General features: G+C 71.7%; 8 protein-coding genes. 3 read left to right on the top strand and 5 right to left on the bottom strand.

The genetic code is table 11. The features are described from left to right. Positions 1–3: 3 nt before the first annotated feature. Both VHA73_09010 and VHA73_09015 read left to right on the top strand, forming a co-directional pair. Positions 4–1398 carry an aldehyde dehydrogenase family protein gene (locus VHA73_09010; protein ID HVX18159.1) on the top strand — a complete coding sequence of 465 codons (1395 nt, stop codon included), beginning with the start codon at positions 4–6 and terminating at the stop codon, positions 1396–1398. Between the two features lie 106 nt (positions 1399–1504). After that, positions 1505–2218 carry a hypothetical protein gene (locus VHA73_09015; GenBank protein ID HVX18160.1) on the top strand — a complete coding sequence of 238 codons (714 nt, stop codon included), beginning with the start codon at positions 1505–1507 and terminating at the stop codon, positions 2216–2218. Positions 2219–2268: 50 nt separating this feature from the next. On the opposite strand, the gene VHA73_09020 is transcribed toward VHA73_09015, so the two are convergent. The 5 genes from VHA73_09020 to VHA73_09040 all read right to left on the bottom strand — a co-directional run bounded on the left by VHA73_09020 (position 2269) and on the right by VHA73_09040 (position 10713). Beyond that, entirely contained in the window at positions 2269–3975 is a 1707-nt protein-coding gene (locus VHA73_09020) for a GMC family oxidoreductase (protein HVX18161.1), read from the bottom strand. 1 nt (position 3976) lies between these two features. Beyond that, complete coding sequence (locus tag VHA73_09025) at positions 3977–4855, bottom strand: gluconate 2-dehydrogenase subunit 3 family protein (GenBank protein HVX18162.1); 879 nt, start codon at positions 4853–4855, stop codon at positions 3977–3979. An 80-nt stretch (positions 4856–4935) separates the two neighbouring features. Beyond that, positions 4936–6162, bottom strand: a complete 1227-nt coding sequence (locus tag VHA73_09030) for a zinc-binding dehydrogenase (protein HVX18163.1) — start codon at positions 6160–6162, stop codon at positions 4936–4938. Continuing rightward, positions 6159–7001 (bottom strand): SDR family oxidoreductase, encoded by an 843-nt coding sequence (locus VHA73_09035; protein ID HVX18164.1) that lies wholly within the window; start codon positions 6999–7001, stop codon positions 6159–6161. The genes VHA73_09030 and VHA73_09035 overlap by 4 nt, the downstream gene beginning before the upstream one ends. A 328-nt stretch (positions 7002–7329) precedes the next feature. Next, a complete protein-coding gene (locus tag VHA73_09040) occupies positions 7330–10713 on the bottom strand; it encodes a PKD domain-containing protein (GenBank protein ID HVX18165.1) in 3384 nt (1127 codons plus the stop codon). Positions 10714–11115: 402 nt separating this feature from the next. On the opposite strand from VHA73_09040, the gene VHA73_09045 reads away from it, so the two are divergent. After that, on the top strand, positions 11116–12453 hold the full coding sequence (locus tag VHA73_09045) for an FGGY-family carbohydrate kinase (protein HVX18166.1): 1338 nt from the start codon (positions 11116–11118) through the stop codon (positions 12451–12453). Positions 12454–12577: the final 124 nt, after the last annotated feature.

Below are 12577 nucleotides of genomic sequence, written 5' to 3' on the forward strand. Positions count from 1 at the left end.
GAGGTGACGGTGGAGCAAGAGACGATCAGCCCAGTCGACGGCTCGGTGTACGTCACCCGGCCACTGGCCAGCGGCGCCGAGATCGATGGCGTACTCGGCGCTGCCGCTTCGGCGCACGCCGGGTGGAAGGCAACCCCGGTGGCGGAGCGAGTGGCCGTGTGCCGTGCCGCCGCGGCGCACCTCGAAGCCCGTGCCGACGAGGTGGGTGAGGCGCTCACGTGGCAGATGGGCCGCCCGATCGCGTACTCGCCCAAGGAGATCAGCGGTGGGTTCCGCGAGCGAGCGGCGTACATGCTCGATGAGGCCGAGGCTTCGCTCGCCGATCTCGACGTGGGCGACAAGGCGGGGTTCACCCGCTTCATCCGCCGCGAGCCGCTCGGCACCGTGTTGGTGCTGGCGCCGTGGAACTACCCCTACCTCTGCTCGGTCAACGCGGTGCTGCCGGCGCTCGCCGCCGGCAACTCGGTCGTGCTGAAAGTCGCCGCGCAGACCCCTTTGGTGGCCGAGCACTACGCCGATGCGTTCGTGGCGGCCGGGCTGCCCGACGGTGTGTTCCAGTTCGTGCACGCCGACCACGCCGCGGTGGCGTCGATGGTGGGCGACGCCCGCGTCGACTTCGTGGCGTTCACGGGATCGGTCGGTGGCGGGCACGCCGTCGTCGAAGCGGCCGCCAACCGGTTCGTCGGGCTCGGCCTCGAGCTCGGCGGTAAGGACCCGGCTTACGTCCGAGCCGACGCGCCCATCGCCGCAACTGCCGCGGGCCTCGTCGACGGTGCGTTCTTCAACTCGGGCCAGTCGTGCTGCGCCGTCGAGCGGATCTACGTCCACCGCGATCGCTACGACGAGTTCGTCGAGGCCTTCGTGGCCGAGGCACGAGGCCTTCGCCTGGGCGATCCCACCGACCCGAGCACCACGTTGGGTCCGTTGGTGCGGCCGAGCGCGGCCGACGCGGTGCGCGAGCAGCTCGCCGACGCCGAGTTGCGCGGCGCACGTCCGCTTCTCGACCCCTCGCCGTTCGCCGAGGCCGCCCGCGGTGGTGCGTACCTGGCGCCCCAAGTGCTCGTCGACGTCGACCACACCATGGCGTTGATGACCGAGGAGACCTTCGGCCCGGCGATCGGCATCATGGCGGTGGGCGGCGACGACGAAGCAGTGGCGCTGATGAACGACAGCCGATACGGCCTCACGGCGTCGGTCTGGACGGCCGACGTCGAAGCCGCCATCGCCATCGGCGACCGGGTCGACACGGGCACCTGGTACCTCAACCGCTGCGACTACCTCGACCCGGCGCTGGCGTGGACGGGCGTGAAGGACTCCGGCCGCGGCTGCACCCTGTCGACGCTCGGCTACGAAGCACTCACCCGGCCCAAGTCCTTCCACCTGAGGCTGCCCCAATGACCCTTCTGGGCTGCTTTCTACGCGCTGGGACGCGTAATTTTCAGCCCAGAACGGTGGTGGGAACGGTGGTGGGTGGGTGTGGGTGTGGGTGTGGGAGGTGGGCGTGATGTCGGGGCGGTTGCGGATCGGGCTGTTGGAGTGTGACCACGTCGATGACAGGTTCCGGCGTGCCACCGGCGGCGACTACGCGCACTTGTTCCGCCAGTGGTTGGTGCCGCACACCGACGACCTCGAGTTGGTGCCCTTCGACGTGGTCAACGGCGACCACCCCGCTCGCCCCGACGAGTGCGACGGCTGGTTGTGCACGGGCTCGCGCGCGTCCGTCTACGACGGCGAGTCGTGGATCCACGAGGCGCAGCAGTTCGTGGCTGACGTGGTCGCCGCCGGCCGCCCGTACGTCGGGGTCTGCTTCGGGCACCAACTCCTGGCGCAGGCGGTCGGCGGCCGGGTCGAGCGTGCGGACAGCGGTTGGGGTGCCGGGGTGCGGCGCATCGATGTCGTGGCGCCCCAGCCGTGGATGCGTCCGGGGTCGCCGACGCTCGACCTGCACTTCATGCACCAGGACCAAGTCGTCGACTTGCCGCCCGGCGCCACGCTGGTCGGCAAGACCGACCACTGCCCGAATGCGATGTTCGCCGTCGGCTCGGCGTTCGGGGTGCAGGCACACCCCGAGTTCGTGCCGGAGTACACCGAGGCGCTGCTGCTCGCCCGCCAACTCCGCATCGGCGCAGCCACCACCGATGCCGCCCTCGCCAGCCTGCGCCAGCCGACCGACGAGGGGTTGATCGCCCGCTGGGCCCTCCGTCTCTGGGCGGGTTGAGCCAACCGGCGCACGTCCACACGGAGTCGATCGGGCGCGTCCCGTGCCGGCTATTTCCAGCGGCGGGTGTTGCGCAGCGCGGTGGCCATGATCGTGAGGGTCGGGTTGTGGCCACCCGAGGAGGGGAACGTGCTGCCGTCGGCGACGAACAGGTTGTCGAGGTGGTGGAAGCGACCTTCGCCGTCGGTGACGCTCGTGGCCGGGTCGGCACCCATCCGCATGCCGCCCATGATGTGCTCGGTGGTCGGCACGTCGTTGCCGGCCACCATCGTGCCGTCCGACGCGGCGTCGGGCACCGCGGTCACGTGCGCCGCGCCGGCCCGCCGCAGGATCTCGGCCACGTACGGCAGGTAGAACTTCTGCGCTTCGAGCTCGTGCGGACCCGGCGAGTACGTGATGCGGGCAACGGGCAGCCCCCGGTAGTCCTTCACGTTCGGGTCGAGATCGACGGTGTTCGTGGCGTACGGCAGGTCCTCGCCGATGAGCTGGATCCCGCACATGCGGTCGCGCAGGATGCTGGCGCGCATGAGCTGCTTGAACTCGGTTCCGAACGGCTTGTCGGGCTGGAGCACAGTGAGCAGGTAGCGGTACGTGTTGGCTTCGGCGATGGGATTCTGCGTGCCGCCGAGCTCCATCGTGCCGCCACGGAAGTACGGCAGGCCGGCTGCCTTGGCGGCGTCGCGTGCGCCGGGGAAGTCGGGGTCGGCGAAGTCGTCGGCCACGTGGGTGGTCGAGCGACCCCGGCCTGCGTGGGGTCGCTCGTCGAGGAAGATGCCGGTGCCGTCGGTGAACCAGTGCTGCATGAAGCGGGTGCCAACGGTGTGGTTCGGGTCGGGCAGCTCCGACAGCAGGGCGAGCCGGACGGTCTCGATGGCCAGGCAGGCCAGCACCACCACGTCACCTGACTCGGTGTGTCGGTGGCCCTTGTCGTCGATCCAGGTGACGCCGGTGGCCTTGCTGCCGGACGTGTTGACCTTCACCACCCACGACCGGGGCCGCAGCTCGGCGCCGGCTTTCAACGCACGCCGCAACGGTGCGAGCGCGCCGACGCGCGCATGGATCGGGCAGCCGAAGCCGCTGCACTGCCCGCAGTTGTTGCACGCTGGTCGGCCGTCGTGCTCGACGCTGTTGATGGCCATCGGGGCCAAGAACGGGTGCAGCGGCGGGTCCAGCGCCTGGCAGCCTTTCACCATCAACAGCGACGAGTGCTGCGGCGCGCCCGCCGGCATCGGCAGCGCCTTCGTGCGGGGCGCGTGCTCGAGCGACGGCTCGGCCGCCATCTGGGTGATGTCGCCCGCCACGCCGATGAGCGCCTCGACTTCGTCGTAGAAGGGCGAGATCTCCTCGTAGGAGAACGGCCAGTCCTCGACATCGGCGCCGCCGACCGGGCCGAGCAGCGAGTGCTTGCGGAAGTCGATGTCCCAAAATCGCGGCGTCTTGGCGTCCCAGTGCACGGTGCCGCCGCCCACCGTCTGAGGCAGGTCCTGCACGGCGCCGGTGTAGCGGGGCTTGGTGTCGGCGGCGTGCCAGCGGTAGGTGCGTGGCTCGGCGTCGGGATCGGGCTTGCCGAAGGAGCGCTCGCCCTTCAGCTCGTCGCTTGACCACTTGGTGCCGGGGGTGGCCCTGGTCAGGTCGTCGAACCAGTTGTCGCCCTTCTCGAAGATGACGACGTCGTAGCCGGCCTCGGCCAGCACCATCGCGGCGGTCGAACCGCCGGCGCCGCTGCCGACCACGAGTGCTTTGCGTCCGCTGGCCATGTCAGCCCCCCGGCCGGATGAGGGTGGGCGAGCTCGGCGAGCCCGGCGCGGTCGCCGTGATCAGCTTCACGGCCTTGTCGACGATGCCCGCCGGCTGCAATGGGTCGGGCGGGTCCGGCTGGGACACCTGCGCGTCGGTGTAGCCCTTGGGTTGGCGATCGCCGGCGAACTTGATCTCCTTCCAGCCGACCAGGTCGTGGTTGCCGCCGTACTCCGGCACTGCGTAGCAACCCTCGATCGCGTGTTGGAACAGCACGTCGGTGAACCCGGTGGCGCCTTGTGGCAGGTGGGCAATCTTGGGGTTCTTGGCCAGCGCTGCGTCCTGCTGTGCCTTGGTGGCCTTGGTGAAGTCACCCCCGGCGAGCCGGTCGAGCGCGGGGATGCCCGCTCGGTAGCACGTGGTCAGCCCGTCGACGCGGGCCTTCCAGTGCGAGCGCAACGCGTCGTTGAGCGGGAGAAAGTCGGCCATGTCGTCGTGGCTGTTCCCGGAACGGTTGCTGAACGGACCGCCTCCGTACACGAGGGGCTTGTCGTACCGCAGCGCGCCGAGCAGGCCGTTGATGTAGTCGACGACGCCGGCTTCGCGGGCGCCGGGATGGCCGGCCTCGGTGGGGTCGTCGGTGGGGCCGGGGATGAGGCGGGCGGTGGCCTCTTCGACCACCGCCCGCTCGTGGTCGGTGAACGCCTTGTACGGCGACGACGACTTCGTGCAACTGGTGAGGTCGACCCCGGCGGCGACCGCGAGGGTGAGCAAGCTGCCGCCGACCAGGACCGAGCGCCGCGAGACGGTGGGTCCACCGCTGGCGCGGCCCCCGGGACCGGCCGCGGCGACGGCGGCCGAAGTTGCGGATCCGGGCCGAGCCGGTCGATCAGTGCCCATTCGGTCCCCCTGGATGTGAGATGCGGTGACGTCGTCACCGCGCCGTGTGGTTGCCGAGAGCTGCCCCCTGCGCTCGCGTCTCAGCGGAAGTCGAACGCCACCTTGATGGCGCCTGTGGTGCCCTGGTCGACGATGGTGGTGAACGCGTCGCGCCACTGCTCGAGCCGGAACTGGTGCGTGAGCATCGGCGTGAGGTCGACGCGGCCGGTGCGGACGAGGTCGAGGTAGTGCTCGATGGCGTGGGCGCGGCGGCCTTCGACTTCCTCGATGCCGAAGGCATTGGAGCCGATCAACCGCAGCTCCTTGAAGTACCACGGCGTCCACTCGAAGCGGCCGGGCGAGCTCACCCCGAGTTGCACCAGCGCACCTCGGGCGGCGAGCACCCGGAGCGCGACCTCGACCGTGGCGGGCGCGCCGACGGTGTCGTACACGACGTCGACCCCGCCCGGCCACGCCACCGGCAGGCCGTCCCAGGGCTTGCGCAGCACGCCGCCCGACCAGTCGGCCACTGCCTCGACCAGGTCGGCGGCCGGCTTCGGGGCGAAGACCTTCGCCCCCAGCGCGGCCGCGAGCTCCGCCTGCGCGGGCCACAGCGCGGCGACCCCGACTTCGACCGTGGGGTGCAGCGCGCGGAGGATGGCGGTGGCTGTGGTGCCGAGCGCGCCGGCGCCGTAGACGAGGACCCGCCCGCCGTCGGGTGGAGGCGTGCGGGCGATCGCGTGGAGCGACACCGAGAACGGGTCGGCCAGCACAGCGGCTTCGTCGGCCACCTCATCGGGCACCGGGAAGACCATGGTGCGGTGGGCGGGCAGCCGCTCGGCGAACCCGCCGGTGGCGTCGGCGGAGTTGCCGGTGTGGATGCCGGGCTGCAGCCGACCGTCGTGGAAGTGGTGGCACAAGCTGAGCTCGCCTGCCTGGCAGGCTGGGCAAGGCGGGTCGATGCCCCGTGGCCCGCACGACAACCACGGGTTCAGGACCACCCGGGTGCCGGGCTCGAGCTCGACGTCGGGGCCGGTGTCGCTGACGGTGGCGAGCACCTCGTGGCCGAGCACTTGGGGGAACGAGATGAACGCGGTCATCGGGTTGTCGACCGCGTCGTCGAAGTCCATCAGCACTTGCTTGCTGTCGGACCCGCAGATGCCGCACAGCGTGGTGTCGAGGACCATCCAGTCCGGGCCGATGAGCGGCGGGTCGGCCACGTCTTGCAGCGCCATCGGCGTGGTGGCGAGGTGGTGCAGCAGTTGCGGCGCGTCGGCCGGGGGTGGGTCGACCGGTTCGTGGTCGACCCCGAACACGAGCGCTTTCACGTGGCCGTCCCGTCCGGCGTGTCGCCGCCCATTGCGTCGGCCCACGCGAAACCCTCGCCGGCCATTGCTTGGCGGGCCATGTCGGCGGCGCCTGCGAGGTAGCCGTCGATGTCGGCCGTCTTGAACTCGACCACGGCTTTCATGTCGGGCAGGTAGTGCTCGAACTTCTCGCTCTCGATGGCCGCGACCACCCCGTCGGCCACCGGGCCGGCGGGCTCCTTCGGCCCCTCGTAGATCGGGTCGTCGTTGCCGGGCTGGTCCCAGATCTCGGTGTCGATCGCGCCGGGCAGCAACAGGCGGATCTCGAGCGGGGTGTCAAAGAGGTCGACCTGCATCGCCTCGGCCCAGCCGCACAAGGCGAACTTGCTCGACGCATACGCCGCCTCGCGGGGGACGCCGACCCGGCCGGCGAGGCTCGACACGAACACCAGCGAGCCCTTCCCGCGCTCGAGCATGCGGGGCAGCAGCCGGAGGGTCATCTGCACCGGCGAGTGGAAGTTGACGCGCAGCACCTCGTCGATCTCCGCCGGCACGAGATCGGTGACGTGTCGGCGTTTGGGGATGCCGGCGTTGTGCACCACGACGTCGAGCGGACCGAGCTCGTCCCACGCCGTGTCGGCGAGTGTCTCGGCCGCGGCCAAGTCGCCCAAGTCGACGGACCACATCCGCGAGTCGGGTGCGTGGACCTTGCAACGGTCGAGCACCTCGGCCAACCGGTCGGCCCGCCGGGCGACGATGCCGACGGTGACCCCCCGTTCGGCCAGCCGCTCCGCGAGTAGCGCGCCGATGCCGGACGACGCCCCCGTGACCAGCGCTCGCATCCCCGGTTCGAGCTTCATCGGCTGCCTCCCGGTCCGGCACCATACCATGACGCCCGTGTCAGGTTTCGGGCCCAGCGGAGCCCCCGATCCGCTGCTGTGAGCAGTTGACCACCGTGGAAGTGGCTGAGGACCTGCGCGGGTAGGTCGCGTGGCGGATCGTCGAGTCGGGGGCGTCCGCGGCCAGGACGCAGGACGACGGCCCCCACCAGCGAAGCCGAGGACGAGGACGCCGCCGCGGGCGTCATCCGGCCGGCGAGACGCTGCGCACGCCTATCCGCGCAGGTCCTCAGTGCTCGCAGCAGGTCGGGTGGGTGGACGGGCGGGACGTGGGTGGCGTCCGTGGGCGTCAATGGACGAGGTCGGCCTGGTAGGGGAGACACGACGGGTCGCGCTTCCACGAGTTGTCGCCGAGGTCGAGGACCCGGCCCGCGCCGGCGATCAGGGAGCACTCGACCCGAGAGCCGATCGTGAACGACGCGTTGAACAGGAAGTTGTCGTTGCCGCTCGCCGCGGCCCTCAACACGCCGGGGTACGCGTTGGCGGGCGCGACGAGGTAGCCGAGGAAGTCGCCGGCGGTGCCGATCGACAAGTAGCCCCGCATCCCCGGCACGGCCGATCGGACGCCGAGGGCGATCTGCGGGTAGGCCTCGCCCGGTTCGCCCGAGATGAGCAACGGCCCGATCCGGCCCGAGTACGTGACGGTCTGGACGAGTGGCCCGTCCGCCCAGGGCGGCCCGGCACGGAGGATCTGCGCGTCGATCGCCGAGCCGCCATCCATCAGCCCGAGGACGGTGGGGTTGGTGGCCACGTCGTGGATCACCGCGCGCTGGAGGTCGACCACGGCGGGACCGAGCAGCGGCGTGGATCTCCGGACGGCCACGTCGACTTTCGCCATGACCCGGTCGGCGTAGGAGTCGAGGGCGCAGAGGCTCTGCGCGGCCCCCTTCAACGTCCGGTTCGGGCAGTCGCCACGCTCGGGCTGCGTGCGGCCCAAGGTGCCGACCTGATCGAACCCGAACCCGCCGTAGCGGGCCGCCATCTTGCGCGACACGACCCCGGGGTAGTCGGCCGACACCAAAGTGTTGTCCGAGCCGAGCACGGTCGGGTGTGCCGAGAAGTTGAGGTACGTCACGATCACGTTGCCGGTGCGGACGGACCGTGCCTGGATCACCCGCAACTCGTCGTCGACCGAGGCGTTGGCGGGGTCGTCGCCGAGCTGGTTGTGGATCAGCGCGCCTGGGTCGTGCTGCTCGGCGACGCCACCTTTCGCCGTGCCGAACGAGAGGTGGGCCGCTTGGCGGTGCCGCCACGCGTCGACGATCGCCTCGACCGTTCGGTCGTGCACGAGCTGCAGGTAGCTGTCGGGTACCCCGCCCCACGCACCGACGGTGTCGGGGCCCGCGTGCGTGTGGTCGGAGTCGACCAGCACCGCGTCGGGGACCACCGCGTCGACCCCGTCGTGGTTGATCGCCGCGATGGCCGCCGACGCGTCGCGCGCGATCGCGTCGGCGCCCCACGGCCCGGCGGCATACGCCGCGAACCAACCTTGGGTCTCGATCTGCGCCAGCACGATGGCGTGAGCGCCATCGCCCACCACCAGTGCCCGCGCCGACACGCCGTCGAGGACGCCGGTTGCGCGGCGGCCGCTGCCGAGCAGCTTGCCCAACCCGCCGCCACCGCCGAGGCCGTAGCCGCCGAGGAAGAAGCGTCCCGACGCGAGCTGTTCGGGGGTCGGGTTGATCGAACGGCTCGCGGCGCCGACGTCGTAGACCGACGCGGCCGACGCGGCACCCGCGGCACCCGGCGTGGAGGCGCCGGTGGGCAGACTCGCTCGGGCGGACGAGCGGGACGCCGCGCCCGACGAGCCCGCGGGCAGGGGTGGGCCCGCAGACCCGTTGCCGTCGATGGCCGGCAGCGGCGGAGTGGCGACCCCGACTTGGACCGTCACCTCGTAGCTGCGCGCACGCCCTTGCAGATCGGCCACCGACGCCCGCACGCGGTACGTGCCGGCCTGCGCGTACGTGTGGTCGACCGCGGCCGACGACCGGGCGACCGATCCATCACCGAAGTCCCACAGGATCGGCCCGTGCGGTTCTTGGTCGAGCGGCGTGTCGTCGCGGCCGCGGTTCCACGAGGGATCGAGCACGACGGTGCGTCCCGGCCCTTGCGGTGGCACCGCGAAGAACTGCACGCCGGGGCCGTCGGCGGCACCGGCGTCGATCACACCCGAGGTGGCGGGCACGTAGCGAGCCGGGAACCCCACTCGTTCCGCGGCTTGCACCCCGGCTTGTTGCGTGAGGCCCGCGAGGACGACCGAGGCGTTGTACTCGAAGTGGTCGCTGCCGCCGAACACGAACGCCGGCGCCGTCACCGCCGTGTCGACGGCCGGGTAGTAGTAGCCGAGTTGGTCCAGGCCCATCCCGATGATCCGCACCCGCGCGCCGGGCACTTGTTGGCGCAGCGCAGCCGACACCTCGGGGAACGCTTCGCCCGGCTCGGTCAGGTACAGCAGGTCGCCGATGCGCAGCCCTGCGACTTGCGTGCCGAGCACGGTGCCCGTCTGGTACGGCGGGGTGCTCGATCGCCCGACGCCGTAGCTGTCGACGACGGGGAGCTTCTGGCCGGGCGTGACGTGCTCGGCGGCGAGCAGGGCCAGCAGCGGCGCGCCGGTTGCCGGCACGGTCACCGGCACGGATGTGGCTGCCAGGTTGGGGCTCGTGATCGGCTGCGCGCTCGCCAGCGCCCAGCGGATCCGGTTCGCGACGTAGTCGGCCACGAGGTTGGAGTCGGTCAGGCCGTTCGTCTGGACGATCGACTCCTGTCGGCCGAGCGTGCCCATCGCCAGCACTGACGTGCCGCCGAGCAGCTTGTCGAGCCGGTCGCGGGCACCGCCGATGTGGTCGGCGCTCATCGCGTCCATGTCGGCGCCGCTCACGACGTCGGCGTGCACCGGCACGTTCGCGTACAGACCGACGGTCTTGCCGGTCGAGGGGTCGCGCGCCCACAGGATCGGCAGGTCGCTGTCGATCGTCCACCCGTCGTACAGGTCGGTCTGGCGGACGGTGTGGCCGATCACGTCGGCGATGTCGGCGTCGGCGGACCACAGCTCAGCCGGGCGGGTGTGGAGCGCGGCCTGCTCGATGGCGCGGACCGCCGCGTCGCGCAGCTGCCGTTGATAGCGCGGGTTCGGCGGACCCCAGATGCCCATGACGGTCGGCGCCGCGTGCGAGTGGGTGGCCGACACGACGATGTCGGCGGGCTCGGCGTGCGGCGAGCCGTGCGCCCGGAGCCAGCCGGCCACCTCCTTGCGGACGTCGTCGATGCCGTACGGACCCTGGTCGGACTCGAGGAACCAACCCTGCGAGTCCGCCGACGCCAACGCCAACGTCGTGGCGCCGCGCCGGACCACGAATGCACGTACCTCGAGCGGATCGTGCACCTTGGCGGTGGGATGTGCCATCGTGCCGAACCCGCCGAGGTACTGCGGGTCGTCGGCGGGCGGATCGACGTTGACCACGGCCGTGCCGACCCGGAACACCGGCACGTCGCCGGCCAGCGCGGCCCCGCCACCTGCTGCCGCGGGACGTTGGGCACCGCCGGCTGCACCGCGACCAGGGTGCGCGCGCGTGTGGTCGGTGGATCGGGTGAGGAGCGCGGTGCCCGCCGTGACGACGATGAGGAGTGCGGTTGCGGCCACGGCGACGCGGCGATGCCGCTCAGTCCGTGCCATACCCCCCGGAAGGTAGTCCGACCACCCGAGTTGTGAGCACTTGGCCACCTGGTGGGTGGCTGGGCGCGCACAGCAGGAGGTCCCCGACCACCCGAGTTGTGAGCACTTGGCCACCTGGTGGGTGGCTGGGCGCGCACAGCAGGAGGTCCCCGACCACCCGGGTTGTGAGCACTTGGCCACCTGGTGGGTGGCTGGGCGCGCACAGCAGGAGGTCCCCGACCACCCGGGTTGTGAGTACTTGGCCACCTGGTGGGTGGCTGGGCGCGCACAGGACGGTGGTGTGAGCGGTTGGGGTGGTGTGCGCGACGCGGGCGGGTGCGTCGCTTGGGGGGTACGCTCACCGCGAGGAAACCTGACGTCCGTGTCAGTGATCGAAGCAGGTCGGGCTCCGGGGGGCGATCGATGACCGAAGTCACCGTAGGGGTCGACATCGGGACGACTTCCGTGAAGGCGGTCGCCGCCGATGCCGATGGGCGCGTCGTCGCCCGGGCGCGGGTGCACCACGGCATTCGGACCCCCAGCAGTGATCGGCTCGAGCACGACGCCGACTTGGCGTGGCGTACCGGCGTGCGCGAAGCCTTCGAGACGGTGGCGCGTGCGCACGAGGTGCGGGCGGTCCAGGTGGCAGCCATGGTGCCGTCGCTGTGCGCGGTCGACGAGTCGGGCCATGCCCTCACCCCCGGCTTGCTGTACGGCGACGCCCGCGGTTGCGCTGGTGGGTCCGGCGACCCTGCCAGCAGCGGCGAACTCGTGGGGTTCGCGGAGTGGTGCCTGCGCCAGGCGCCCGAGGCGGCGGGGCTGTGGCCCGCCCAGGCGATGGCGAACCACGCGCTGAGCGGCGTGGCCGCCGTCGACTCGGTCATCGGACTCCTCGCCGGCCCGTTGTTCGGGCCGCAGGGGTGGGACCCGGCGGTGTGCGAGGCCCACGGCATCCGGGTCGACCAGCTGCCGACCGTCGTGCAGCCCGGCACCTCGATCGGCGAGACCGACGGGGCGCTGCTCGGTCCCGGCACGGTCGACGCCTACACCGAACAGCTCTGCGCCGGTCGGCTCGCCGAAGGCGATGCGCTCGTCATCTGCGGCACGACACTGATCACGTGGCTGGCGGTCCCCACGTGGGCCGACGTGCCGGGGCTGTGGACCATCCCGTCGATGGCCGGGGGTGAAGCGATGGTCGGCGGTCCGTCCAACGCCGGCGGTTTGTTCCTGGAGTGGGCGAGGCGGCTCGGCGGTGCAGCCGAGGAGCCGGCCGCCGATCCGGCCCACGTCCCCGTGTGCCTGCCGTACATCCGCGGGGAGCGCACGCCGTTGCACGACCCGGAGCGCCGCGCGTCGATCCACGACCTCGACCTCACCCAGGGCCCGGCCGAGCTGCGCCGCGCGGCCTACGAGGCTTCGGGGTTCGTGGTCCGCCACCATCTCGAGCTCGCGTCCGGACTGCTCGGCGAAGGTCGCCGGCCGTCGCGCATCGTGGCCACCGGCGGGGGCAGCCAGGACGAGGAGTGGATGCAGGCCATCGCCGACGCCACCGACCTTCCCGTGCACACCGTGGCGGTACCCGAAGGTGCGGCGTACGGCGCGGCGTTCCTGGCCCGTGTCGTGGCCGGCCTGGAAGCGAAGGCCGAGGCGGCGGAGCGTTGGGCGCGCCCGGGCCGCGAGGTCGCGCCGCGCCAAGCCTGGGTCGATGCCATGCAAGCGCGCTACGCGCGCTTTCGCGAGCTGACCGCCTCGGCTACCTGACGCGCGGCCGAGGCGACCGCTGGGGCCCCGGGGCGCCCGGTCGCGCCGGCCGAGCACGATGCCGGCACCACGCGGCCCACCCGGCAGGCATCCGCGCGGGCGATGCCGAACCTGACAGCAACGT

The organism is Acidimicrobiales bacterium, from assembly GCA_035547835.1.
Taxonomy (GTDB): domain Bacteria; phylum Actinomycetota; class Acidimicrobiia; order Acidimicrobiales; family Iamiaceae; genus DASZTW01.

Coding starts and splice junctions, on each gene's coding strand:
- VHA73_09015 (HVX18160.1), top strand. CDS start 1,505: ATGTCGGGGCGGTTGCGGATCGGGCTGTTGGAGTGTGACCACGTCGAT.
- VHA73_09020 (HVX18161.1), bottom strand. CDS start 3,975: ATGGCCAGCGGACGCAAAGCACTCGTGGTCGGCAGCGGCGCCGGCGGT.
- VHA73_09025 (HVX18162.1), bottom strand. CDS start 4,855: ATGGGCACTGATCGACCGGCTCGGCCCGGATCCGCAACTTCGGCCGCC.
- VHA73_09035 (HVX18164.1), bottom strand. CDS start 7,001: ATGAAGCTCGAACCGGGGATGCGAGCGCTGGTCACGGGGGCGTCGTCC.
- VHA73_09040 (HVX18165.1), bottom strand. CDS start 10,713: ATGGCACGGACTGAGCGGCATCGCCGCGTCGCCGTGGCCGCAACCGCA.
- VHA73_09045 (HVX18166.1), top strand. CDS start 11,116: ATGACCGAAGTCACCGTAGGGGTCGACATCGGGACGACTTCCGTGAAG.